The sequence below is a fragment of the Leifsonia sp. Y862 genome, assembly GCF_057669585.1.
On sequence record NZ_JBYHFR010000001.1, the window covers coordinates 301,309 to 326,021 of the forward strand.

Below are 24,713 nucleotides of genomic sequence, written 5' to 3' on the forward strand. Positions count from 1 at the left end.
GAATGAGTGCGGAGAGGTTGGGCAGCATGACATCAACGCAGCAGTTCATTGACGGCTTTACTGAAGAGCCGGGCTATCTCGACTACGGGCGGGTCGGCCCGCTGTCGGCTGCGGTCGTCGCTGAGGACAGAGCGCAAACCGATGTGCTTGCGCGCGCCAGGTTCGGCAGTCTCGACAATCTCTTCCGACAGAACGTGCGCCTCGAGAACGCCGTTGCGGCCGTCACCGGGTTCCGTGCAGACCAGGTCGTCGCCCAGCCCAATGCCAGCTCAGGGCTCATGCACGCCATGTTCGGTCTCACCGGCGGCGTACTGCTGTCTCTTGCTGACTTTCCCAGCGTGCCGTTCGCGGCGATGCGCGCCGCAGAATCGCTGCACGTGCTCACCCCGACCTGGCTGCAGACCGACCACGGCCGGGTCACACCGGGCGAAATTAAAGACCAGCTGGGGTCGAGCATCACCGCTGTCGCAGTGTGTTTGGTCGATTCCCGTACCGGCTATCTCGCAGACCTTGAGGGCATCAGGCAGGTCATCGGCGACCGGCTGCTGATCGTCGATGCGATCCAGGGGTTCGGCGTCGTCGACGCGCCATTCGAGCTCGCGGATGTCGTGGTGTCCGGCGGTCAGAAATGGGTCCGTTCCGGCTGGGGCACGGGGTTCCTTGCCCTCAGCGACCGCGCCACTGAGCAGCTGACACCGGTGTTCTCCGGATTCAACGCCAGCAGCGTCGAAGATCCGTGGGACGAGGTGCCGCCGCCCGCCAACGGCGCGAAGGCTTTCCAGGTCAGCAATGGCGACGCCATCGCCCAGGCACGCTTCTCCACCGCACTGGAAGAGATCGAGTCGGTCGGCGTCCAGGCGATCGCCGCTGTGATCGCTGACACGGTGACCCAGGTCATCGACCTGGCCGATGAGTTCGGGATTCCCGTTGTCTCATCGAGGGACTTGCGTGAGCGCGCCGGAATCGTAGTGCTCGAGCCGCCGGCTGAGCACCTCACGCTGCTGGTCGCCTCGCTGCACAACCATGGCATCAACGTCACGTCCCGGTTCGGCGCTGTGCGCCTCTCCGTGCACGCCGGCACGTCGCGCGAGACCCTGGAGATGCTGCGGAGCGCGCTGATGTCGTTCTCGTCGGCCGTGACCTACTAACGGTTCATGCCGTGAATGTGAATCTCTTGTTGCGGTTGGCGTGTCGCTCTCGACATTCCGGGCCCGCGGCTTTAGCGTCGTGCACATCAGGTATGGCGCCTGATCGAGACGGCCACATAAGTACGGCTCGATAACCCGCCCGTGGCCAGCTCGCCGAAGGATCCGCGCAGAGCGCGGGGTGGGAGTGGTTGTGGCCTCGAATCGAACCGACTACCAGAACGCTGACTCGTCAACAGCGGATGTTGGCACTATCGAGCGCACATACGTGCTCGACACGTCTGTCCTGCTTTCTGACCCGCAGGCGATCTTCCGATTCGCCGAACATTCAGTGGTGCTTCCCGTTGTCATAATCACCGAACTGGAGTCCAAACGGCACGACCCTGAGATCGGCTATTTCGCCAGGCAGGCGTTGCGCAATCTCGATGAACTGCGCATCAAGCATGAGCGACTCGACTTCCCGATCCCCGTCGGCGACGGCGGTAGCCTGCGGGTGGAACTGAACCACTCGAACATGTCAGTGTTGCCGTCCGGTCTGCAGCTGGGTGACAACGACTCACGCATCCTCGCGGTTGCGATGAACCTGGCCCATGACGGGCTGAACGTCACCGTGGTCTCGAAAGACCTCCCGCTGCGCGTCAAGGCAGCATCCATCGGCCTGGCGGCGGAGGAGTACCGGCATGAGCTCGCCGTTGACTCCGGCTGGACGGGCCTCGACGAGATCACGCTCGGCTCCAACCAGATCAACGAGCTGTACGACAACGAGATGATCCACACCCGGCTCGTACAGGACATGCCGATCAACACCGGCCTCGTCATCCACTCCGACCGCGGCTCTGCGCTCGGACGCGTGACGGGCAGGGGAGAGGTGAAGCTCGTTCGCGGCGACAGAGATGTCTTCGGGCTGCACGGCCGCTCCGCCGAGCAACGGCTGGCCATCGACCTGCTGCTCGACCCGGAGATCGGCATCCTGTCGCTGGGAGGAAGCGCAGGGACGGGGAAGTCCGCGCTCGCACTCTGTGCAGGACTTGAGGCCGTGCTCGAACGCCAGCAGTACAAGAAGATCATGGTGTTCCGCCCGCTCTACGCGGTGGGCGGCCAGGACCTCGGTTACCTGCCTGGGGACGCCAGCGAGAAGATGAACCCGTGGGGTCAGGCGATCTTCGACACGCTGGGCTCCGTGGTGTCTGACAACGTGCTGAACGAGGTGGTGGAGCGTGGCATTCTCGAGGTGCTGCCGCTCACGCACATCCGCGGTCGTTCCCTGCACGATGCCTTCGTGATCGTGGATGAAGCGCAATCGCTGGAGCGGAACGTCTTGCTCACGGTGCTCAGCCGCATCGGCCAGAACTCGCGGGTGGTGCTCACCCACGATGTGGCCCAGCGCGACAATCTGCGTGTCGGCCGCTTCGACGGGGTCGCCTCGGTCATCGAGGCGTTGAAGGGGCATGCGCTGTTCGCCCACATGACGCTCACCCGCTCGGAGCGGAGCGCCATTGCAGCCCTCGTCACTGAGATGCTGGAGGGCAACGAGCTGGCGTAGACCACCACACACGAATCGAGCCTGCCGACTCCCTTCCGGGATCTCGACAGGCTCGACGTGTGTGGTGCGTTGGTGACTACTTGGCCTGCGGCGGACGCGTCATGCTCAGCACGTCGAGCGCCGTGTCGAGCTGCTCGAGCGTGACCTCGCCGCGCTCGACGAAGCCGAGGTCGATGACGGCCTCACGCACGGTCAGGCCGGCGGCAACGGAGTGCTTGGCGACCTTGGCTGCAGCCTCGTAGCCGATCACGCGGTTCAGCGGCGTCACGATTGACGGCGACGACTCTGCGAGGGCACGCGCACGCTCCACGTTGGCCTCGAGGCCGTCGACAGTCTTGTCAGCCAGCACGCGGGTGGCGTTGGAGAGCAGGCGGATCGACTCGAGCAGCGCTGTACCCATCACCGGGATGGCGACGTTCAGCTCGAACGAGCCTGATGCGCCGGACCACGCGATGGTGGCGTCGTTGCCGATGACGCGGGAGGCCACCATGAGGACTGCCTCAGGGATGACCGGGTTCACCTTGCCAGGCATGATCGACGACCCAGGCTGCAGGTCGGGGATCGACAGCTCGCCGAGGCCGGTGTTCGGGCCTGAGCCCATCCAGCGGAGGTCATTGCAGATCTTCGTGAGGCTGACGGCGATGGTGCGAAGGGCACCGGATGCGTCGACGAGGCCATCGCGGTTGGCCTGCGCCTCGAAGTGGTCGCGTGCCTCGGTGATCGGCAGCTCTGTTTCGTCGCAGAGCAGCTGGATGACGAGCTGCGGGAAGCCGGCCGGAGTGTTGATTCCGGTACCGACGGCGGTGCCGCCGAGCGGAACCTCAGCGACGCGGGGGAGAGCGGTGCGCACGCGCTCAATGCCGAGCCTGATCTGCCTGGCGTAGCCGCCGAACTCCTGCCCGAGGGTCACAGGGGTGGCATCCATTAGGTGGGTGCGACCGGCCTTGACGACCTCGGCCCACAGTACGGCCTTGGCCTCGAAGGCCACAGCGAGGTGGTCGAGCGCCGGGACCAGATCGTCGATCAGTGCGGCGGTCACCGCGATGTGAACGGATGTCGGGAAGACATCGTTCGACGACTGCGAGGCGTTGACGTGGTCGTTCGGGTGAACGCTGCTGCCGAGGATGCGTGACGCCAGCGTCGCGAGCACCTCGTTCATGTTCATGTTCGAGGAGGTTCCGCTGCCGGTCTGGTAGACGTCGATCGGGAACTGGCTGTCGTAGCGGCCGGAGATGACGTCATCCGCTGCCGTTGCGATGGCGTCGGCAATGGCCGCGTCGAGCACGCCGAGACGCGCGTTGGCCTGGGCTGCAGCCTTCTTGATGCGAGCCAGGGCCGCGATCTGGGCTGATTCAAGCACCGATCCGGAGATCGGGAAGTTCTCGACGGCACGCTGCGTCTGGGCGCCGTACAGCGCGTCGACGGGAACACGCACCTCGCCCATCGTGTCGTGCTCGATCCGGTATCCGGCTTGTGAGGAGTTGTCCACCACGGTGTGATTTCCCTTTCGGTTGTAGCGCGTTTTGTAGGCGGCGCTAGCGCGCCTGGATATCGCCGATGACGATGTCTGTGTCGGCACGTCCTTCGACGAGTCGGTAGTTCGCGCCGACGATAGCCAATGTACCTTCTGCGATCGCGGCGCTGATGAGCTCTGATTTCTCCAGCAGCTCGGCGACGGTGTCGCGCAGGTGTTCGCGGCCCACTGCTGAGGCGTCGACCGTGGCTGCATCGATGTGCACGGTGTCGGTTGCACCCGTCACCCGTCGAACGGCCGGCACGATCTTCTCGATGATGGTGCCGATGTGCACGGGCAGTTGAGGGGCATCCGCTGCCTGCGAGTCGATGGCGGCACGCACCGCACCGCATTCGTCGTGGCCGAGCACCACGATGAGGGGAACCTGAAGCACACCGACGGCGTATTCGAGCGAGCCGAGTACGGAGTCTGAAATGACCTGGCCGGCGTTGCGCACGACGAACAGGTCGCCGAGGCCCTTGTCGAAGATGATCTCTGCAGCTAGTCGCGAGTCGCTGCAGCCGAACAGCGCGGCATGGGGGGCCTGGAAGTGGCCGAGCTCTTCGCGGCGGTCGACGTCCTGGCGCGGATGGCGCGGCTCGCCGGCAACGAAGCGCTCGTTGCCACGACGCATCTCCTCCCACACCTGGGCGGGAGTTCGTTGCGGAGTGGAGGTCTCTTCCTGATCAGGCATTGCTCTCTCTCAATTATTCGGCCGCGGCAATGTCGGCGGTGAGTGAACTCGCCAGCACGGCGAACTCCTCTTCGACGGCGGTGCCGATCAGCAGGTAGGTGGTGGTGCCGGCCTGGGTCACCAGGGCGTAGTCGAAATTGCCGCGGTCTTTCGCCGGAACCGTGTTGCGGTAAACGTCCCAGGTGATGCCGTCGATGACGGTTGTCTCGACAGCGGCCTGGCGCTGCAGCTGGTCGGCGATCCAGCTGGGGTCGGCGTCGAACGCCTGGGTCAGCCCGATGAACTGGTCGGTCGGGGTGAGGAAGCCAATGTTCCACGACTCGACGCCGCCTGAACCGGATGCCGTGCGCCAGTCTGCCGAGTTGGCTCGCCATCCGTCTGGCAGGGTCGGATCGGCAATGGGCTCTTCGACACCGGGCTGCAGCTGGGACGCGGTGGCCGAGTAATCGACGTCGCGGTCGATCGGGGTGTCGCTGCGGGGAACGGCGAGCACGATGATGAACACCATGCCGACAGTGACCAGCAGCGACAGGACCAGATTGTTGATCGTCTTGTGTGCGCGGTACTTGCGCGAGTTCTCTGTCAGGCGCGCTGCGGTTTCGTCCGGCGTCTCAGGTCGACCGAGTTCTGCAACAACGCGAGGGGGCTTGGGTGCTTTCACCGTGCTCATTCCGCTGCGGCCGCCTGGCCGGCGCGCGCGGCGTCGAGACGGGCCTTGGCGCCGATCAGCCATTCCTCACAGCGACTGGCCAGTGCCTCGCCGCGTTCCCACAGGGCCAGCGACTGCTCAAGTGTCGAAGAACCCTGTTCCAGCTCGTTGACCACGCGGACCAGTTCGTCACGCGCCTGCTCGTAGCTCAGGGCGGTGATGTCGTCTGCAGGCTTACTCATGGGATCCATTCTATTTCGACGTAGCTGTAAGGGTTCCCGCAGCGAGCGTGAGCCTGAGGTCTGTGCCACTCGGCGCCTCTGCGGGGTCTTGCAACACATGGCCGCTCGGCAGCTGCACGATCGCGTAGCCGCGATCCAGCGTTCCCTGCGGTGACAACGCGCGCAGCTGCGACCTGAGCTCAACGATCTGGGTGCCTGCGCGGTCGACGATGCGTTCGACCAGCTCGGTTCCGCGAGCAACCGTGCGGGTGAGCTCTTCGGAGCGCGAGTCAACGATCCACGTGGTGTTGCTCAGCACGGGGCGGCTACGCAGCTGTGAGATGCGATCGATCTCCGACGACAGGAAGCTGGTGAGCCGGTTGGACAGACGTGCCTTCGCCTGCTGCACGCGGTTGAGCTCATCTGAGACATCTGGAACGACGCGCTTGGCGGCATCCGTTGGAGTGGATGCACGCAAATCGGCGACATCGTCGAGCAGCGGGCGGTCGGCTTCGTGTCCGATTGCGCTGACGATGGGTGTCGTGCAGGCCGCAGCGGCACGCACCAGGGTCTCGTCGCTGAAGCCAAGCAGATTCTGGAAGTCTCCGCCACCGCGGGCGATGATGATGACGTCAACCTCGGGGTCTGCATCCAATTGACGGATGGCGGCGGTCACTTCGCCGACCGTGCGGTCACCCTGCACGGCGGCGTGCACCACCCGGAAGTTCACGGCAGGCCAGCGCAGCTGGGCGTTGCGGATGACGTCTTTCTCCGCGTCGGAGTCCTTGCCGGTGATGAGGCCGATGCAGTGCGGCAGGAACGGCAGCGGCTGCTTGCGCGACGCGTCGAACAGGCCCTCGCTCTTCAGCTGTGCCCTGAGACGCTCGAGTCGCTCGAGCAGGTCACCGAGGCCGACGTGCCGCAGCTCGAACACCTGCATGGTGAGCGAGCCGCCCTTGACCCAGTAGTTGGGCTTGACGAGGGCGATGACCCTGTCGCCCTGCTTGAAGTTCTCAGAGAGCTTCGCCTTGACCGACGACCAGATGGTGAAGCTCACCGTCGCGTCTTCGTTCAGGTCTTTGAGCTTGCCGTAGACGTTGCCGCCGCTCACGCCCCACTGGGTGACTTCACCCTCCACCCATGCGGTGCCGAGGCGGTCGATGTAGCCGCGAATCTTGTTGGAGAGGAGCGCGACCGGCCATGGCGCATCGAGGGTGGGTGGTGCGTCTGTCATACGGTCTTCCTCCCACGGGCTGTTCAGGCGTGCCCGCATAGACTGGGGTTGTGAGCATCAGTACAAATTCGCCAGTGATCGGCCTTGGCATGCCCCGAATTATGAGCGCGCCAGGCAGACTCAAGGATACCCCGGTCGTCGGACACAAGCGGGTGCTGCTCGCAGCGCCCCGCGGTTACTGCGCCGGCGTCGACCGCGCGGTCATCGCCGTCGAGAAAGCCCTTGAGCACTATGGCTCGCCCGTCTACGTGCGCAAACAGATTGTGCACAACATCCACGTGGTGACCGAGCTGGAGAAGCAGGGCGCGATCTTCGTCGACGAGGTCGATGAGGTGCCCGCCGGCTCCCACATCGTTTTCAGCGCGCACGGGGTGTCGCCCGCCGTGGTCAATGCTGCTGCAGACCGCGGCCTGCAGGCCATCGACGCCACCTGCCCGCTCGTCACCAAGGTGCACCGCGAAGCCGTGCGCTTCGCCCGTGACGACTTCGAGATCCTGCTCATCGGCCACGAAGGCCATGAAGAGGTCGAGGGTACCGCCGGTGAAGCCCCCGAACACACGACGCTCGTCGGCAGCCCGGACGAAGCAGACACCATTGTCGTGCGCGACCCGAACAGGGTCGTCTGGCTGTCACAGACCACCCTCAGCGTCGACGAGACCATGGAGACGGTTCGCCGGCTGCGCGCCAGGTTCCCGAACCTGCAGGACCCGCCGAGCGATGACATCTGCTACGCCACCCAGAACCGTCAGGTTGCCATCAAGAAGGTCGCGAAGGATGCCGATCTGGTGATCGTCGTTGGGTCGGCCAACTCGTCGAACTCCGTGCGCCTCGTTGAGGTTGCACTCGAGTACGGTGCGAAGGCCGCATACCGCGTTGACTACTCCAGCGAGGTCAAGCAGGAATGGCTCGACGGCGTTGAGACTGTCGGTGTGACCAGCGGGGCATCCGTGCCAGACGAACTGGTGCAGGAACTGCTGCGCGACCTCGCGGACGCCGGCTACGGCGACGTACAGGAAGTCAAGACCGCAGAGGAAGACCTGATCTTCTCGCTCCCCAAGGAACTGCGGAAGACGCGCAGCGGCGCAACGGATGAGCGTGCTCTCGGTGGCCGCACCAGCAGCGCTCCTGGCTGCAACGACTAGCGGTCACCGGGTCTCGAGACGGCCGTGAACGGCCTCCTCGACCAACGGGTCTCCGTTGGTTGAGGAGGCCGCCAGGCCGTCTCGAAACCAGATCTACAGCTGGCCGTAGAAGTCCAGCAGCGTCGAATCCGTGGTCAGCACAAACGTGAGGAACACGAAGATGGCGATGAACGACACCACCCCGCCGATCAGCGGAATGTAGAACGCCCGTCGGCGACGCAGCGTGACCAGTACTGACACCACAGCAGTGACGACCCAGAGGGCGCCCTGTGTGATGACGCCGGCCAGGATCAGAGTCGCGACGGATGCCGCAGCTGTGTATGTGCCGAGGCCTTCCTGCGTGTACAGCATCTGCAACGCCTGCGGAATGGAATTCAGCACCGCGACGGTGAAGAAGGTGCCGAACAGTCCGAGTACCAGGAGCGCCAGCGTGACCGGCCGATCCCAGGCTGGTGCAGCGGGCTTTGCGGCCTGGACGCCGCCGAACGGTGCGGCGTGAGACGCCACACCGTTCGGCGCGCTCGGCGCTGACACGGGAACCCGATCCGGGTGCGCCGAAGAGGGCGCATCCGTGGCATCCGCTGCCGGAGCGGCGGGCGCCGGTGGCTGCCAGGTCCACCCTTCTGGTGCGAGCTCGCCGTAGCGTGGTTGCGGGCGGGAATCTGCCGGGGGCTTGTCTGGCCCTGACGATCCTGGGTTCTGTGTCATAGTCATCCGTTAGCTGTTTGAGTGCCCGGCAGAGCCGAGCTGGCGTGTCGATTCGACGACGCGAGCGGCCATGGCCGATTCTGCGACCTTGCCCCAGGCGCGCGGGTCGTACAACTTCTTGTTGCCGACCTCGCCGTCGACCTTCAGTACGCCATCGTAGTTCTTGAACATGTAGTCAGCGATGGAGCGAGTGAAGGCGTACTGGGTGTCGGTGTCGACGTTCATCTTCACGACGCCGTTGGCGACTGCTTCGGCGATCTCGGCATCCGTTGAGCCTGATCCACCGTGGAAAACGAGGTCGAGCGGCTTGGCAGCTGTGCCGTACTTGGCCTGGATGCCGTCCTGGATGCCCTTCAGCAGCTCTGGGCGCAGCTTCACGTTGCCCGGCTTGTACACACCGTGCACGTTGCCGAAGGTGAGGGCTGCCATGTAGCGGCCCTTCTCGCCGAGGCCGAGCGCCTCGACCATGGCGATGGCGTCGTCAAGGGTTGTGTAGAGCTTGTCGTTGATGTCGTGGCTGACACCGTCTTCTTCGCCGCCGACGACACCGATCTCAACCTCGAGGATGGCGTTGATCGCCTGGGTGCGCTTGATCATCTGCTCAGCGATTTCCAGGTTCTCAGCCAGCGGCACGGAGGACCCGTCCCACATGTGCGACTGGAAGATCGGGTTGCGACCGGCCTTGACCTCTTCTTCTGAGGCGGCGATGAGCGGAAGCACGAAGTCGTCGAGCGCGCCCTTCGGGCAGTGGTCGGTGTGCAGCGCGACGGTGATGGGGTAGTTGTCGGCAACGGAGTGCACGAAACGAGCGAATGCCAGCGCGCCTGATGCGCGGTTCTTCACGGTGTGGCCGGCGAAGTAGTCAGCGCCACCCGTCGTGACCTGGATGATGCCGTCTGAGCCGGCTTCGGTGAGTCCCTGTAGCACGGCGTTGATCGACTGCGACGACGAGACGTTGAAGGCGGGGTATGCAAAGCCCTTGTCCTTGGCCTTGTTCAGCATTTCTGCGTACTGGTCGGGGGTTGCGATGGGCATTGCTTCTCCTCTGAAGTGCGAACGTGCGCTGTTATCACGCGCTTTTAAAGTGCCTACTGTTCAAATTCTATTGATCGTGGAAGCCTTACGCCTGCCGAAAGGCCGAGTAGCGGGAATGATAGGACTGTGCCAGAGCTGACGATGCCAAATGAACTCCTGCTGCAGGTGCTTGCCGTGACGGAGGCCGCAGCGATAGCGGCGACCCCCTTCGTCGGCGGCGGCGACAAGAACGCGGTTGACGGCGCGGCCGTTGCCGCAATGCGACTCGCCTTCGAATCGGTGCCCATCGACGGTGTGATCGTGGTGGGCGAGGGGGAGAAGGACAAGGCGCCGATGCTGTTCACGGGCGACCGTGTCGGAACGAAGGCCGGGCCGCTCGTCGATATCGCCGTTGATCCCGTCGATGGCACGGCGCTGGCCGCCTACGAGCAGACAGGGGCGATCGCCGTCATGTCGCTGGCGCCGCGCGGAACGCTCTTCGACCCAGGCCCCGTCTTCTACCTGGAGAAGTTGATCAGCTCACGCGACACCCATTCGCTGACACTGGATGTGCCGCTCACGGAGACGCTGCAGATGATGGCGGTTCAACTGGACCGGCCGCTCACGTCGCTCCGTGTCGCAATCCAGGAACGGGCACGGAACAAGCCCTATGCGGATGCCGTGCGTTCCGTCGGCGCGCACGTCGTCACCTTCCGTGACGGTGACGTGGTCACCGCGCTGCGCGCTGCGCAGCCGGATGGCGGCATCGATCTCCAGGTGGGCATCGGCGGTGCGCCGGAGGGAGTGCTGACCGCTGTCGCCGTTCGTGCGCTTGGCGGTCAGATGGAAGGCAGGCTCGCGCCGCAATCCGAGGAGGAGACGCGGCTGGCCACCGAACGCGGGTTCGACATCGGCCGGGTTCTCCGACTCGACGACCTCGTGTCGGCCGACGGGTACTTCTTCCTTACTGCTGTCACAGAGACGACGGGGATCACCCCCGGCATCGACCTGCGGGAAGTGCGCCTGCACGGCGAGCGTGCGCATACAGAATCTGTGATGATCTCGCCGGGTGGCGGCATCCGTCTGGTCTCTAGGCAGCGGATGGGATCGTCGCTCTGAGTTTTCGACACCTGAGCTCTCGACACCTGAGCGCGATATACCTGCACGCATGTGCACGGTTTGATTCCAGTCGGGGCCCCGAGAGGGCGGGCGAGTAGGCTGATCCTGGCGGCACTGAGAGCTCAGCGCCGGCCCAACGAAGGGCTCCGCCACATCACACGACTCGTCCGGGAAGGACCATTTAGTGACCAGCTCAGACTCCGCCACGCTCTTCGAGCACCCCGACCGCAACCTTGCGATGGAATTGGTGCGTGCCACAGAGGCCGCAGCCATTCGCGCGGTGCCATTCATTGGCCGTGGCGACAAGAACGCCGCTGACGGCGCTGCCGTCGACGCCATGCGCAAGTTCCTCGGCACCGTCAACTTCGACGGCGTCATCGTCATCGGCGAGGGCGAAAAAGACAAGGCGCCCATGCTTTACAACGGCGAGCACGTCGGCAACGGCCGCGGCCCGTCCTGCGATATCGCTGTCGACCCGATCGACGGCACCAGCTTGACCGCCGCCGGTCGACAGAACGCCCTCTCGGTGATCGCCGTCTCTGACCGCGGCACCATGCTTGACGCGTCATCCGTCTTCTACATGGACAAGATCGCCACCGGTTCCATCGGCCGTGGCGTCGTGAGCCTCGACCAGTCGGTGGGCGACAACATCCGCGAGTTCGCCAAGGCCGCTGGAAAGCCGGTCGGTGAGATTGTCGTTGCTGTGCTCGACCGTCCGCGTCACATGGGCCTGATCGACGAGATCCGCTCTGCCGGCGCCGGCACGCTGCTGATGCTCGACGGCGATGTGGCCGGTGGCATCAACGCCGCCCGCTACGAGAGCCGCATCGACATGTGCATCGGTATCGGTGGCAGCCCTGAGGGCATCACCACCGCCTGCGCTCTGAAGGCCATGGGCGGATACATGCAGGCGCGTCTGGCGCCGGGCACCGACATCGAGCGTGCCAACGCCAAGGCTGCAGGGCTCGACGTCGACAAGCTGCTCGAGATCAACGACATGGTCAGTGGAGACAACACCTTCTTCGTCGCCACCGGCGTCACGGACGGCGCCCTGGTCGAGGGTGTTCGCCGCGTCGGCCCGATGATTCGCACCGAGAGCATCGTGCTGCGTTCGCGTTCAGGCACACAGCGTCGCGTTATCGCGGAGCACCTCGCCGAGAAGTGGCTGTAACCCCAGAATGACCGGAGGCGGGAACCGGCCCGAGATGAGTGCGAGCCGGTGAACGTCTCCGATCTCCTGGAGCGAGCAGAGCTGGGGTTGAGCCTGATCTGGGCGACCCCAGACCTGCTCGCGCTGTCGGTCGACGGCGCGTACATCGTCGACCTGCCAAGCCCGGGGAACTTCCTGACTGCAGGCGATCTCGTGCTCACCGGCGCGCTGTGGGCGCAGGGACCGGAGAGCGCAGAGCTCTTCATCTCGGAGTTGGCCGGCAAGAAGGTACCGGCCGTCGTCGTCGGACGCATCGTGATCGGTGAGGTGCCCGAGTACGTCGAGAGCGCCTGCCGTCGCTGGGGTGTGGCCTTGCTGACGGTCTCGAAGACCGTGTCGTTCAAATCGATCGCCCAGTTCATCGAATCCTCGGTGGCGACCGGGCACTGGCCGGAATTCTCCCGCGGCGTTGGCTTCGACCGGAAACTGCTCGACACGCTCGCGTCTGGCCCAGGCGCCCAGGGGGCACTGGACCTCTTCTACCAGGACTTCGCCGTCGGATGCTGGGTGCTGGAAGCCGGTGGCGCCATCACGGCTGTCGTCGGTGCTGATCCCAGCGTTGAGTGGCGCGCCGCGGTCTGGAACCGGATGCTCGGATCTGGCAGGGGAGTCGCCGTCGTCCCCGACGAGGAGGGTCGCCCGTCCTCCGTCTGGCCGATCATCGCCGACGGCGATCACCCCGCTGGGTACCTGGTCTGTTCTGGCGATCATCGTGAGTGGCCTGCCGACCTGGAGCGCGTCATCCGCACTCTGATTGCCGTGGTGCGCGTTGAACTGGAGCTGGCCAACTACCGCCGCTCCATCGAACTCGAGCAGGTCGGCGAGCTCGTCTCGATGCTCATCGACGACGCAGTATCGCCGGGGGAGGCCTCTGCCCGCCTCCGGCTGCTCGGCATCGACCCGTCGAACCCGATGGTCGTGGTCGCCGCGACTATCGACGACCGCTTCTCGTCGCCCCGCGCCGTGCTTGGGGCGGTCACAGCCCTGGTCGCCGATGAGACGCACACCCTGCTTGGCGCAGAGCGCGGTTCGGAGGCGATCGCACTGATCAGTGGGGATGATGCGACTCCGGAAGGGCTGATCCAGCTCGCTGACACACGCACAGGCGAGCAGAGCGTGATGCTCGGCTCACGCCGGATGCGTCTCGGAGTGAGCGAGCAGGTCACATCGATCGACCAGCTGGCGTTGGCCGTGTCAACGGCCAGGGGGCGGATGCTGTCGGTCACCGGAACGGGAACCATCACCTGGGGTACCGGCTCGACGCCACCGTCGCATGAGGCGTTGCTCGCCATGCTCCCCGAACGGGCGCGGCGCTCGTTCGCCGAGAGCCTGCTGGCCCCGCTCTTGGACTACGACACCAGCCACGGCTCGGACTTCGTGCTGACGTTGCGCGTGTTCCTCGATTCAGGGGGAGCCTGGCAGCAGGCCGCGGGTCTCCTGCACGTGCACGTGAACACGTTGCGGTACCGCATCGGACGCATCGAGGCGCTGACCGATCGCGACCTCTCGACCATGCGAGATCGCGTTGACCTCTACCTCGCCCTGTCGATCCTGAACCCAGAGTCCGTCGCTACGCCTGAAAGCTGAGATTCGGGATGCCCCGCGCTGCGGGGTCTGGCACACGGCTGAATCGCGGTGCCGTGACCTCCTCGATGATGACCTCAGTGACGTACTGGACCGTTGCGGACAGCAGGTGACCCGCATAGGCGGTCGCGGAGTACGACTTGAGGCCAACGGCCACATGCAGGTGCGGAAGCACGCGCCCTGCATCAGCATCCCAGGCGATGGTGCCAGAGCCGATTCCCTCGACGTTGCCGAGATCGACCGCCTTCGGCATCGGTTCGAACTCGTCCTCGACGTGCTCGCAGGTGCCGATCATCGACAGCTCGCTGAACGCGCCGAGGAAGACCGGAAGATAGCCCTGCTCCACATCGTTGTCGCGGCAGAACCGCGCCAGGCAGTCCATCACGTCGTCTCCGGGCTGCAGTACAACGGCAAATCGGCGGCCGGTCGTGATCTCAGCGCTGAACATCAGCGACCTGGAGGGGGTGGATCGACGGGACGGGCGGGGTGACACGGTGCGACACGGTGCTGATTCCTCTTGATGATTGACATTGACGAGTGCGGATGAATGCCCGGCACATCAGCGTCGATGAGGCATTGTTCCGAGCTAATCACAGGCGCATGCAGCGGTACACGGATGATCCGCCAAGGTTCGGCGCTCATCGGTGTGTCCGCGCTGGCGAATCCGACAAAGGACAAGACGTCGGCCAGAGTTTGAAACAATAGAGAAGGGCCTTTCGGATGATCCACCAAACCAACGGGGCATCCGGCCCCCATTCTTCGTAGGTGCTGTCGTAGAGATTGACACCCGCGACGGCTTTACTGAAAGAGCGGCCCAAGGCCGACACCATTTTCCTTTTTCGCGGCAGGGTCGCCGTACCAGTTCTCACACTGAGTCAGCAGACAACCGCGGAGGTTCCCCCATGCTCTCGAACACGCCACTCGTGCACGCCCCCGGCCGCCTGTCGTGAGCGTGCTGAGCGAACTCGACGGCATCCAGGTCTGGGATGGCCACACCGCATTGGGAGCCAGCGCGCTCCGCTGGAGTGGCGACAGCATTGTCTCGGTCGAACCTGCAGAGGCTCTGCCGGAGTTCAGCGAGTACAGCGTCATTCCCGGCCTCGTTGACACGCACGTTCACCTCGGCGCGTACGCCGGTGAGCGCACCGTCGACTGGTCGAGCTGGCCGCTGATCACGCCCAGTGAAGAGCGGGTCTTCCACATTGCCGCCAATGCGCAGCGTGCAGCCCGTGCCGGGGTCACCACCCTGCGCGACCTGGCCGGAGACCAGCACCAGATGGCGGTCGCCCGGGTGTTCAACGAGGGAATCCAGCAGGGTCCCCGCGTTGTCGTACACGGCCAGGTCGGCATGACAGCAGGGCACGGCGACCTGTTCATTCCGCCCCACTACCCGCACCGCGACCCTGTCGCAGACAGCCCTGACGAATGCCGCAAGCGCGTGCGTGAATTGGCCAGATCCGGCGCCGACGGCGTGAAGATCTACACCAGCGGCGGCGTCCTCTCCATGGGCGACAAGGTGGGCTGGCGCAACCAGACCGATGCGGAGATCAGCACCACTGTCGACGAGGCACATGCCCTTGGAATGCTGGTCGCAGCGCATACGCACACCGAGATCGGCGTCGAGATCGCGTTGAACCACGGCGTCGACTCCCTCGAGCACGGCACGGGAATCGTTGAAGCGCACTGGGCGCGCCTGCTGGAGCGCAACATCCCCGTCGCCCCGACCTTGATGATCAACGATGTCATCGCAGAGGGCCGCGTCGCCGTCAGCGCTGAAGCGCAGGAGAAGGCCACCGACGTTGTCGCAGAGCGCAACCGCAACTTCACCGCTGCGGGGCAGGCCGGAGTGCGCTTTGTTCTCGGCACCGACGCCAACGGTGTCTTCGTGCAGTTCGGCGACCAGCTCGAAGAGGTGCGGTTGATGAAGGAGATGTTCGGCTGGAGCGATGAGCGCGCGCTCGTCTCCGCCACGTCAGATGCAGCGGATGCGATCCGAATGGGCGACACGGTCGGCACCATCGCGCCGTCCTTCGGCGCCGATTTCGTCGTCATCGCCGGACGCCCCTGGGAAGATCTCGACACTCTTCGTCCGGAGAACATCGTGGCCGTCGTCTCCCGCGGCGTCGTCATCTCCGGCGCATTGCCAACGCGACGCGCATCCTGATCCAGCGCTACCCACGGAGCGCCACACAGCGCGTGTCGCCTCGCATTCCCCACCAATCACGCATCACACGTCACACATCCAGTCCCTCGGAGGGAACCATAGTGAGTAGCAAGACCAACCGAATCATGCGTTTGACGGCCGCCCCGATTGGCGCACTGGTGGCTGTCAGCCTCCTCGCGTCGTGCAGCGCCGGCATCGAGTCGTCCAAGGACAACGTCATCTTCGCCCTCAAGGAAGACCCCACCTGCCTCGACCCGCAGCAGACGACGGTGACGACGGCGCTCAACATCGGCCGTCAGGTGGTCGACTCCCTGGTCGACCAGGACGTGGAGACGGGCGAGATCGTGCCATGGCTCGCGGAGAGCTTCGAATCCAACTCTGACCTCACGGCATTCACCTTCACGCTGAAGGACGGTGTCACGTTCAGCGATGACACCGCGCTGACCAGCGGCGTGGTCAAGGCGAACCTGGACGCCCTGTACGACATGGGCTCAGCGGCATCGCTGGCCTCGCAGTACCTCTCGGGCTATGACAGCGTCGACGTGACCGACGACAAGACCTTCACCGTCTTGTTCTCGCAGCCGAACGCGCAGTTCCTGCAGGGTGCATCGACCATGACACTTGGCCTGGTCTCAGAGGCGACCACGGAAATGACGCCCGAAGAGCGCTGCCAGACCGTCACCGGCGCAGGCCCGTTCGTTTACCAGTCGTACGTGCCGAACGACTCCGTCGTGATCGAGAAGCGCGTCGGCTACGACTGGGCATCGAGCCTGCGCGAGCACACCGGCGAAGCTCTGGTCAACACCATCGAATTCCCGATCATCGTCGAGAACGGCGTGCGTACCGGTGGACTGGACTCCGGCGAGTTCGACATCATCCAGGACCTCCCGTACGCCGATGAGGCTCGCTTCACGACCGACGACTTCAACGTGTACTCGAAGGCCAACCCCGGCATCCCGAACAGCCTCATTCCGAACACGTCACGTCCGATCGTTTCCGACATCGCTGTTCGTACCGCGATGCTGCTCGGCACCGACCGTGCAGAGATCAACGAGGTGGCCGGCTCGACCAGCGGCGTGGCACCGACGAGCGCGCTGACCTCGACGACGCCGGGATTTGCCAGCCAGGCGGATGCCATGGAGTACGACCCGAAGAAGGCCGAGGCCGTGCTCGAGGCGGCAGGCTGGACGATGGGGGCCGACGGCATCCGTGAAAAGGACGGCACAAAGCTCTCCGTCGCGGTGACCGCCTTCTACGCACAGGACGTGCTGGAGGCGACCCAGATGCAGCTCAAGAAGATCGGCATCGACCTGCAGCTGAACATGGTGACCGCTGGAGACTTCTTCGGCGCCGTCGCGTCTGGCGACTACGACTTCCTCGGTGCAGCCCTCACCCGCACCGACCCCGATGCGCTGCGTGTGCTGTTCTCCGCCGACTCGCAGGCCCGCTGGGCAATAGTCGACGATGCCGAACTGGAATCCGTGCTCGCCGAGCAGGCGACGACAGCTGACCCCGACGCGCGCTCGAAGCTCGTCGCCCAGGCGCAGAAGATCATCGTGGACAACGCGTACCTCATCCCGACCCTTGAGACCGTGCAGCTGCACGCCTCACGGGCCAATGTCGAAGGCCTCACGTTCGACTCCGCCTCCCGCGTGCTGCTCTACGACGTTCGCGTCGCTGAGTAACGCCGCACCCATTCGGTAACTCATGGAATCAGTAGGAACGTCACCCGTGCAGAGAATTCTGGCGGTGCTGCGATACGTAGCGCCCAAGCTCGTTCAATTCGCCTTCGTGATTTGGGCGACATACACGGTGACGTTCCTGCTGATCCATCTCCTGCCAGGAGACCCGTTGCTCGCCGCGCTCTCGGTGAAGGGCGGGGACGGGACAACCACCGACCCAGCGACACTCGCCGTGCTGCGCGAGAAATTCGGCCTCGACGGCACGCTCTGGGACCAGTACATCGGAAACTTGCTGTCCGCTCTCCGTGGCGACCTCGGCACGTCCATCGCCACCGGTCAGCCGGTTGACCAGATGATCGCCAGGGCGCTCCCCAACACGGCATCCGTTGCCGTGCTCGCGTTGATCTTCGGCGTGGTCACCTCCGTGGTGCTCACCTTCCTGGCCTTCCTCACACCGTCGCGCTGGCTGCGCCAGACGCTGCTGCAGATTCCGCCGCTCGGTGTGGCGATTCCCGCGTTCCTCAGCGGACTCATCCTGGTCAGCGTGTTCTCGTTCTGGCTGGGGTGGTTGCCGGCCTCAGGCACGCGCAACCCGACAGCGGTGATCCTGCCCGCGATCACCCTCGCTCTTCCCATTGGCGCCATCTTCTTCCAGGTGTTCTCCGCCGCGGTCCTCGACGCGATGAGAAGTCCCTATGTCTTCACGGCAGTGACCAAGGGAGTCTCGCCGCGCAACATCTTCCTGCGCCACGTGCTGCGTAACTCCCTACTGCCGTCGATCACCATCCTCGGCCTGCTGATCGGCTACCTCGCCGGCGGCACCGCGGTCGTCGAGACCGTGTTCTCCCGAGATGGAATCGGTCGCCTCACCGTTGACGCCGTGCTTGCTCGCGACGCGACGGTGATCCAGGGGGTCGTCATCGTCGTCGCCCTCGTCTACTCGGTCGTGAACCTGATCGTCGACGTGTCGTACGGCATCATCGACCCGCGCACGCGTGGTGCGCTCGGTCGCCGCACGGCTGCACCTGTTGCACCTGCTGCACCTGCACCTGCACCTGCACCTGCACCTGCACCTGCACCAGCATCCGCCACTGAAACCGCTCGCGCCCAGGCGGGGATTGAGTCATGAGAAATCTGCAGAAGCCCGGCGTCATCATCGCCGCCCTGGTGATCCTGGCCGCCCTGGCTGCCATGTTCTTCCCGTCGTTGATCGCCACCCAGGATCCGTTCGAGGGTGTCGCCGCCGACAAGCTGCTTCCCCCGAGTTCGACGTACCTGTTCGGAACCGACCACCTCGGCCGTGACGTCTTCTCCCGCGTGGTGCATGGCGCATTCCTCTCACTCTCGTCGGCGGGTGCCGCCGTTCTCGTGGGTGTGACTATCGGAGCGGTCGTCGGCCTGATCTCCGGCTTCATCGGCGGCAAGCTCGACTTCGTCGTCATGCGTTTCGTCGATGTTCTCATCGCCGTCCCCGGCGTGCTGCTCGCCCTCATCGTGGTGGCCGGCCTCGGCTTCGGCCCCTGGTCGGTGGCGCTCGGCGTCGGTCTCGGCGCTGCAGGATCGTTCACCCGCATCATGCGTTCGCAAGTCGTGCGCATTCGCAACGAAGAATACGTCGAGGCGGCGCGCACCCTCGGCGTGCGGTGGCCGTACATCGTGTTCGAACATGTACTGCCGAACTCGGCGAAGCCGGTCATCGCACTGGCAGCCCTCGAACTCGGCACGGCAATCCTCTCGGTGTCTGCGTTGAGCTTCCTCGGTTTCGGCGCCCAGCCGCCGACGCCGGAGTGGGGCGCGCTCGTCTCATCTGGCCGTGACTACGTCGCGACGGCATGGTGGCTGAGCCTGATCCCAGGCGCTGTGATTTTGGTCGTTGTCCTCGCCGTCAATCGGCTGGCGCGTTTGATCGGAGAAGAACGATGATCGTGCAGAAGAGTGATGCCACCGGTTCCCCGTTGCTTCGGGTCAGTGGCCTCCAGATCGAATACTCGAACGGCCGCACCATCACGCAGGCCGTGCGTGGCCTCGACTTCACGGTGGCCAGGGGCTCGATTGTCGCGATCGTCGGTGAATCGGGTTCGGGAAAGAGCACCCTGTCTCAGGCATTGGTACGTCGCCTTCCTGAGGGCGGGCGCATCGTTTCAGGGTCGATCGAATTCGATGGACACGACCTGACGGAGATGCCAGAGCGGATGCTGCGTCGCATCCGCGGGGCCGAGATCGGGTTCGTTCCCCAGGACCCGAGCAACTCGCTGAACCCCCTGCTCAAAGTGGGGGAGCAGATTGCAGAGACCCTGCGGTTGCACCTGAAGCTGAGCAAGCAGGATGCCGCAGCAGAGGCGGTGCGGATCCTCGACCAGGTCGGAATCCAGGACGCCGAAAGCCGGGCGGGGCAGTACCCGCATGAGCTCTCAGGCGGAATGAAGCAGCGGGTGCTCATCGGCATCGCCTGGGCGTGCACGCCACGCCTCGTCATCGCCGACGAGCCGACGAGCGCTCTCGACGTGACAGTGCAGCGACAGGTTCTCGACCGAATCGAGACGCTCGCCCGCGACCACGGCACCGCCGTGATCCTGGTCACGCACGACCTGGCCGTTGCCGCAGACCGCGCCGACCACATCATCGTGATGCAGCAGGGTCGCATCGTCGAACAGGGCACCCCGGCCGATGTGCTCGGGTCGCCGAGCCACAGCTACACCAGGGAACTGGTGGCCGCAGCGCCCGGACTCTCGAGCAAGCGCCTGGTTCCGACTGTCATCGACGGTGACGACGTCGCAGCCAACGCAGCACGCACCGGTCTCACCCTCGGCTTCCGGGCCGCCGCACCGACAGCATCCGTCGTGACGGCTTCGGAGAACATTCTCGTCGTCGACAAACTGACCAAGACCTACACGCTGCGCCCCAGTGGAGCGCCTGCCTCGACGTTGACGGCCGTGGATGCAGTGTCGTTCGCCGTGCCGCGCGGCAGCACATTCTCGATCGTGGGGGAGTCCGGCTCAGGCAAGACCACGACCGCGCGGATTGCTGCCCGCATCATCTCGCCCGATTCCGGCACCATCCACTTCGACGGTGTCGACATCAGCGGATTGCGCGGCGAGGAGCTGCGCCAGCTGCGTCGCCGCGTGCAGGTCGTCTACCAGAACCCGTTCGGTTCGCTTGATCCGAGAATGTCAGTCGAGCGCATCATCGCAGAGCCCCTGCGCGCATTCGGAATTGGTACCCGCGCTGAGCGTGCTGAGACGGTTCGAGCGCTGCTGCACGCGGTGCGCCTCGACCCGGCACTGGCCGAGCGCAAGCCGGTTCAGCTCTCTGGCGGACAGCGCCAGCGCATCGCTATCGCCAGGGCATTGGCCCTGGGGCCGGAACTGCTGGTTCTGGACGAACCGGTGTCGGCTCTAGACGTGTCGGTGCAGGAGCAGATCCTGCAGTTGCTCGTCGACCTGCAGGTTGAATTCGGGCTCAGCTATCTCTTCATCTCGCACGACCTCGGCGTGATCCGGCAGGTCTCTGATCAGATTGCCGTCATGAAGTTCGGCAAGCTGATCGAGCTGGGCAGCGCCGACCAGATTCTGTCGAATCCGGTCGAGCAGTACACGCGTGAGTTGCTGGACGCGATCCCCGGACGGCGGGTGCGCGACGAGACGCTTTTGCCAGGAGAATTACTCGGCGGCCGCCACCGCTACCGGTAGGTAGTCGTTCTCCGTTCCGTTCTCAGTCCCGAGCTCAGTCCCGAGCTCTGCCACGAACTCTGTCCCGAGCTCGGCCACGAACTCATAGGCGACCATCTCGCGTGGTGTTTCCTCGATGCCGACCAGGGGAGCCAGCACCTTCGACTCGTCGAGAGCGTTGAGCTTGCGGGCGGTTGGCAGCACCTGGCGTTCCATGGAGCCGACGAAGCCGTTGTAGTCCTTCACCGTGCGTTCGATCGAGCGACCCAGCTTCTCAATGTGGGTGGCCGTGGTGGCCAGCCGTGAGTAGAGCTCGCGGCTGAGGTCGAACAAGACCTGCGCGTCCTGGGTGAGTACGTCTTGCTGCCAGCTGAAGGCGACAGTCTTCAGCACCGACCACAGCGTGACGGGGGAGGACAGCGCGACGCGCTTGCTGAAGGCGAACTCCATGATGGACGGGTCGGCCTCAAGCGCCGACGACACCAGCGACTCACTGGGGATGAAGGCGATGACCAGCTCAGGGGATGCGTCGAGGCCCTGCCAGTACGCCTTGCTGCCGAGCGCGGTGATGTGGTCGCGTACGGCCTTGACGTGAGCCTTCATGAGCACCGCGCGCTGGGCGCCTTCCACGCCGGTGGCCGTGGCCGGAATCTGGCTGGCTTCGAGGTATGCCGTGAACGGAACCTTCGCATCGACAGCGATGTTCTTGCCGCCGGGGAGATGGACAACCATGTCTGGGCGCCCGGCGCCGGCATCGGAGGTGATGCTGGACTGCAGGTCGAAGTCGACCCGCTCGATGAGCCCGGCCGCTTCAACGACGCTGCGCAGCTGGGTCTCGCCCCAGACCCCGCGCGTGCTGTTTGCGCGGAGGGCTGACGCCAACGACTCCGCCGTGCTCCGCAGCCGTTCCTCTGACTCTGTGGCAGAGCGCAGCTGCTGACTGAGCTCGCCGTGCTGCAAGCTGCGCTGCGCCTCGAGGTCAGTGACCTTCTTCTGCATGTCGTGCAGGCTCTCGCGAACGGGGGCGAGTGCCTGCAGCACCCGGCTCTCCTGCTCGCCCTGGGCGGCAGCCTTCTCCTGCTCGGCGCGCTGGCGTTCGATCAGTTCCCTGTACTGCTGCTGCGCGGCGATGACCTGGCTGCGGAGACCATCCGAGGTGGCCTGGATGGCTGCGAGTTCTTCGCGCAGCAGCGAGGCGACGGCGGCCTCATTGGAGCGCACCGCTGCCAGCTCGAGCTGGTGCCGAGCCTCGACGACGGCCGGAGCCTCGCTGGCGCCAGCACCGTGCGCACCTGACCCGTGCCGGCGCTGCACGATCACGACGGTGAGCAGCGCGCCGACGAGCGCGCCGATGACCAGGCCGAGGAGAAGACTGAGTACGGGATCCATGGTTCTATCCTCGCAGCGACCACCGACAGAGCCGCGCGGGCAGCACGACTAGCCGCGAATCCAGCCACGCGGGTCGAACGCAGCTACGCGGGTGTTGCAGCTACCGCGCAGCTGCGTTCATGGCGCGAAGCGCGCAGTGCGTCGGGCTTCGGGGAAGCTCGGGAGCGGGGAGTTACCCCAGAGCCATGGGGCCGTGCGTCGAGGCGTGCTCCTTGGTGGCGACCGGGCCGATGGCGCCGATCTTCACGCGGGTGACGTGGGCCAGCTGCTCGATCGTGTCGACCTCGTGACGCTGGGCCGCGTGGATCATGATCGCTGCGCAGGCCTCAGAGTCGGCGAGTGCGTCGTGGTGCGCGAAGTCTTCGAAGCCGGCGGCCATGGCGGCGACGGGCAGTCGGTAGGAGTCGAGGTGGTATGTGCGGCGAGCGACCTGCAGGCTGCAGACGTAGTTGAAATCAGGCACGCTGAGTCCAGCGACGGTCGACGCCTTCGAGATCACGCCGAGGTCGAAGCCGGCATTGTGAGCGACAAGGTGATCGCCGTCGGCGAAAGCGACGAGGTCGGGGAGCTGGTCGCCCCAGGTGGCCGCGCCGACGACATCCGCTGGGGTGATGCCATGAATCTTGATATTCCATTCCAAGAATGCGTCGTGTCCTGGTGCGGGTTGGATGAACCACGACGCCCGATCGACGACTTTGCCGTCGTGAACCTTCACGAGCCCGACGGAGCAGGCAGAAGCACTTGAGGAGTTGGCGGTTTCGAAATCGATTGCAGTGAAGTTCAGTGGCACATATTTATCGTCTCACGCGGCACTGACAGTCCCGTTCAGGTAGGAAGCGCGCCGTGCGGGTGGTGGCGTTCAGCGCTCCCTCACTCTCAGCCGGTACGATGGACCCTCGTGGCTCTTACTATTGCAATCGTCGGTCTGCCCAATGTTGGCAAGTCCACCCTCTTTAACGCACTCACCAAGAACAACGTGCTCGCAGCGAACTACCCGTTCGCCACGATCGAGCCAAACGTTGGTGTGGTCAACCTGCCTGACAAGCGTCTCGCCGCGCTGGCCGAAGTCTTCGGCAGCGAACGCCTGCTGCCTGCACCGGTGTCGTTCGTCGACATCGCCGGCATCGTGCGCGGTGCGAGTGAGGGAGAGGGTCTCGGCAACAAGTTCCTGGCGAACATCCGTGAAGCGGATGCCATCGCCCAGGTCATCCGTGGATTCGAAGACCCCGATGTCGTACACGTCGACGGAGCCGTGAACCCGGCCAGCGACATGGAGACCATCAACACCGAGCTGATCCTCGCCGACCTGCAGACCCTCGAGAAGGCCGTCGCGCGCTTCGAGAAAGAGGTCAAGGGACGCAAGGCTGAGCCGATCGTGCTCGAGACGGCCAAGAAGGCGCAGGAATTCCTCGACGCCGGCAAGCCGCTGTCGGCCTCAAACATCGACCTGGAGCCCATCAAGGAGCTCGGTCTGCTGACGGTCAAGCCGTTCATCTACGTTTTCAACGTCGACGAGTCAGTGCTGCAGGATGCCGGCAAGCTGAAGACCCTGGCCGACCTCGTTGCCCCAGCGCACGCTGTCTTCCTCGACGCGAAGCTCGAGTCCGAGCTGGCAGAACTCGACGACGAGGATGCCGCTGAGATGCTGGCATCCACCGGCCAGACGGAGAGCGGCCTCGACCAGCTCGCCCGCATCGGCTTCGACACGCTTGGCCTGCAGACCTACCTGACGGCCGGCCCGAAGGAAACTCGCGCCTGGACGATCCCGAAGGGTGCCACGGCGCCGCAGGCTGCCGGCGTCATCCACACCGACTTCCAGAAGGGCTTCATCAAGGCCGAGATCGTCTCGTTCGATGACCTGATCGAGACCGGTTCCGTTGCCGAGGCCCGTGCCAAGGGCAAGGCCCGCATGGAAGGCAAAGAGTACGTCATGCAGGATGGCGACGTCGTGGAGTTTAGATTCAACGTGTAGCTCGCTCTTGATCAAGGATTTGTTTTGGCTTGCTCGGCCTGACTTCAGTCATTAGTCCGTGG

22 protein-coding genes are annotated in these 24,713 nt (G+C 64.8%); 12 read left to right on the forward strand and 10 right to left on the reverse strand.

All coding sequences use genetic code 11. The features are described 5' to 3' along the window. Nucleotides 1–26: 26 nt before the first annotated feature. Nucleotides 27–1,148: an aminotransferase class V-fold PLP-dependent enzyme gene (locus AC25Z0_RS01380; protein ID WP_488132061.1), complete on the forward strand. Its 1,122-nt coding sequence runs from the start codon at nucleotides 27–29 to the stop codon at nucleotides 1,146–1,148. A gap of 250 nt (nucleotides 1,149–1,398) precedes the next feature. Next, nucleotides 1,399–2,688, forward strand: coding sequence for an RNA 5'-3' helicase PhoH2 (gene phoH2, locus AC25Z0_RS01385; RefSeq protein WP_488119499.1), 1,290 nt, complete (start codon nucleotides 1,399–1,401; stop codon nucleotides 2,686–2,688). Nucleotides 2,689–2,764: 76 nt separating this feature from the next. Here the strand turns inward: phoH2 and AC25Z0_RS01390 are convergent, their stop codons facing one another. The 5 genes from AC25Z0_RS01390 to xseA are packed head-to-tail and all read right to left on the reverse strand — an operon-like array spanning nucleotide 2,765 to nucleotide 6,999. Then, entirely contained in the window at nucleotides 2,765–4,180 is a 1,416-nt protein-coding gene (locus AC25Z0_RS01390; protein ID WP_488118478.1) for a class II fumarate hydratase, read from the reverse strand. A gap of 43 nt (nucleotides 4,181–4,223) precedes the next feature. Continuing rightward, entirely contained in the window at nucleotides 4,224–4,895 is a 672-nt protein-coding gene (locus AC25Z0_RS01395) for a carbonic anhydrase (protein WP_488118479.1), read from the reverse strand. 13 nt (nucleotides 4,896–4,908) lie between these two features. Next, complete coding sequence (locus AC25Z0_RS01400) at nucleotides 4,909–5,565, reverse strand: DUF4245 domain-containing protein (protein ID WP_488118480.1); 657 nt, start codon at nucleotides 5,563–5,565, stop codon at nucleotides 4,909–4,911. Then, the gene (locus AC25Z0_RS01405; RefSeq protein ID WP_488118481.1) at nucleotides 5,562–5,795 is read right to left on the reverse strand and encodes an exodeoxyribonuclease VII small subunit; all 234 of its coding nucleotides are present in this window, start codon (nucleotides 5,793–5,795) and stop codon (nucleotides 5,562–5,564) included. Before AC25Z0_RS01405 ends, AC25Z0_RS01400 begins: the two co-directional genes overlap by 4 nt. A 1-nt stretch (nucleotide 5,796) precedes the next feature. Continuing rightward, nucleotides 5,797–6,999, reverse strand: coding sequence for an exodeoxyribonuclease VII large subunit (gene xseA / locus AC25Z0_RS01410; protein ID WP_488132062.1), 1,203 nt, complete (start codon nucleotides 6,997–6,999; stop codon nucleotides 5,797–5,799). 89 nt (nucleotides 7,000–7,088) lie between these two features. Between xseA and AC25Z0_RS01415 the strand changes: the two genes are divergently transcribed. Continuing rightward, nucleotides 7,089–8,141, forward strand: coding sequence for a 4-hydroxy-3-methylbut-2-enyl diphosphate reductase (locus AC25Z0_RS01415; protein WP_488133101.1), 1,053 nt, complete (start codon nucleotides 7,089–7,091; stop codon nucleotides 8,139–8,141). A gap of 93 nt (nucleotides 8,142–8,234) precedes the next feature. Here the strand turns inward: AC25Z0_RS01415 and AC25Z0_RS01420 are convergent, their stop codons facing one another. Beyond that, nucleotides 8,235–8,849 (reverse strand): DUF6264 family protein, encoded by a 615-nt coding sequence (locus AC25Z0_RS01420; RefSeq protein WP_488118483.1) that lies wholly within the window; start codon nucleotides 8,847–8,849, stop codon nucleotides 8,235–8,237. A gap of 9 nt (nucleotides 8,850–8,858) precedes the next feature. After that, nucleotides 8,859–9,884, reverse strand: coding sequence for a class II fructose-bisphosphate aldolase (fbaA, locus tag AC25Z0_RS01425; RefSeq protein WP_488118484.1), 1,026 nt, complete (start codon nucleotides 9,882–9,884; stop codon nucleotides 8,859–8,861). Between the two features lie 141 nt (nucleotides 9,885–10,025). On the opposite strand from fbaA, the gene glpX (AC25Z0_RS01430) reads away from it, so the two are divergent. The 3 genes from glpX (AC25Z0_RS01430) (at nucleotide 10,026) to AC25Z0_RS01440 (ending at nucleotide 13,779) form a co-directional block, all read left to right on the forward strand. After that, the gene (gene glpX / locus AC25Z0_RS01430) at nucleotides 10,026–10,982 is read left to right on the forward strand and encodes a class II fructose-bisphosphatase (RefSeq protein WP_488132063.1); all 957 of its coding nucleotides are present in this window, start codon (nucleotides 10,026–10,028) and stop codon (nucleotides 10,980–10,982) included. Nucleotides 10,983–11,220: 238 nt separating this feature from the next. Continuing rightward, nucleotides 11,221–12,153, forward strand: a complete 933-nt coding sequence (glpX, locus tag AC25Z0_RS01435; protein WP_488119501.1) for a class II fructose-bisphosphatase — start codon at nucleotides 11,221–11,223, stop codon at nucleotides 12,151–12,153. 48 nt (nucleotides 12,154–12,201) lie between these two features. Next, nucleotides 12,202–13,779, forward strand: coding sequence for a helix-turn-helix domain-containing protein (locus tag AC25Z0_RS01440; protein WP_488132064.1), 1,578 nt, complete (start codon nucleotides 12,202–12,204; stop codon nucleotides 13,777–13,779). On the opposite strand, the gene AC25Z0_RS01445 is transcribed toward AC25Z0_RS01440, so the two are convergent. Next, nucleotides 13,763–14,269: a PPC domain-containing DNA-binding protein gene (locus AC25Z0_RS01445; protein WP_488132065.1), complete on the reverse strand. Its 507-nt coding sequence runs from the start codon at nucleotides 14,267–14,269 to the stop codon at nucleotides 13,763–13,765. The genes AC25Z0_RS01440 and AC25Z0_RS01445 overlap by 17 nt on opposite strands. A gap of 453 nt (nucleotides 14,270–14,722) precedes the next feature. On the opposite strand from AC25Z0_RS01445, the gene AC25Z0_RS01450 reads away from it, so the two are divergent. From AC25Z0_RS01450 to AC25Z0_RS01470, 5 genes are all read left to right on the forward strand, one after another. Continuing rightward, nucleotides 14,723–15,940: an amidohydrolase family protein gene (locus tag AC25Z0_RS01450; protein WP_488132066.1), complete on the forward strand. Its 1,218-nt coding sequence runs from the start codon at nucleotides 14,723–14,725 to the stop codon at nucleotides 15,938–15,940. 101 nt (nucleotides 15,941–16,041) lie between these two features. Beyond that, nucleotides 16,042–17,625: an ABC transporter substrate-binding protein gene (locus tag AC25Z0_RS01455; protein WP_488132067.1), complete on the forward strand. Its 1,584-nt coding sequence runs from the start codon at nucleotides 16,042–16,044 to the stop codon at nucleotides 17,623–17,625. A 46-nt stretch (nucleotides 17,626–17,671) separates the two neighbouring features. Further along, entirely contained in the window at nucleotides 17,672–18,751 is a 1,080-nt protein-coding gene (locus AC25Z0_RS01460) for an ABC transporter permease (RefSeq protein WP_488132068.1), read from the forward strand. Then, nucleotides 18,748–19,545: an ABC transporter permease gene (locus tag AC25Z0_RS01465; protein ID WP_488132069.1), complete on the forward strand. Its 798-nt coding sequence runs from the start codon at nucleotides 18,748–18,750 to the stop codon at nucleotides 19,543–19,545. The genes AC25Z0_RS01460 and AC25Z0_RS01465 overlap by 4 nt, the downstream gene beginning before the upstream one ends. Further along, nucleotides 19,542–21,311 carry a dipeptide ABC transporter ATP-binding protein gene (locus tag AC25Z0_RS01470; protein WP_488132070.1) on the forward strand — a complete coding sequence of 590 codons (1,770 nt, stop codon included), beginning with the start codon at nucleotides 19,542–19,544 and terminating at the stop codon, nucleotides 21,309–21,311. The genes AC25Z0_RS01465 and AC25Z0_RS01470 overlap by 4 nt, the downstream gene beginning before the upstream one ends. Here the strand turns inward: AC25Z0_RS01470 and AC25Z0_RS01475 are convergent. After that, nucleotides 21,282–22,679, reverse strand: a complete 1,398-nt coding sequence (locus tag AC25Z0_RS01475; protein ID WP_488132071.1) for a DNA recombination protein RmuC — start codon at nucleotides 22,677–22,679, stop codon at nucleotides 21,282–21,284. The two genes, AC25Z0_RS01470 and AC25Z0_RS01475, sit on opposite strands and share 30 nt — an antisense overlap. A 172-nt stretch (nucleotides 22,680–22,851) precedes the next feature. Beyond that, on the reverse strand, nucleotides 22,852–23,469 hold the full coding sequence (locus AC25Z0_RS01480) for an exonuclease domain-containing protein (protein WP_488132072.1): 618 nt from the start codon (nucleotides 23,467–23,469) through the stop codon (nucleotides 22,852–22,854). 108 nt (nucleotides 23,470–23,577) lie between these two features. Here AC25Z0_RS01480 and ychF point away from each other — a divergent pair, with 108 nt between their 5' ends. Next, a complete protein-coding gene (ychF, locus tag AC25Z0_RS01485; protein WP_488118495.1) occupies nucleotides 23,578–24,651 on the forward strand; it encodes a redox-regulated ATPase YchF in 1,074 nt (357 codons plus the stop codon). Nucleotides 24,652–24,713 lie beyond the last annotated feature (62 nt).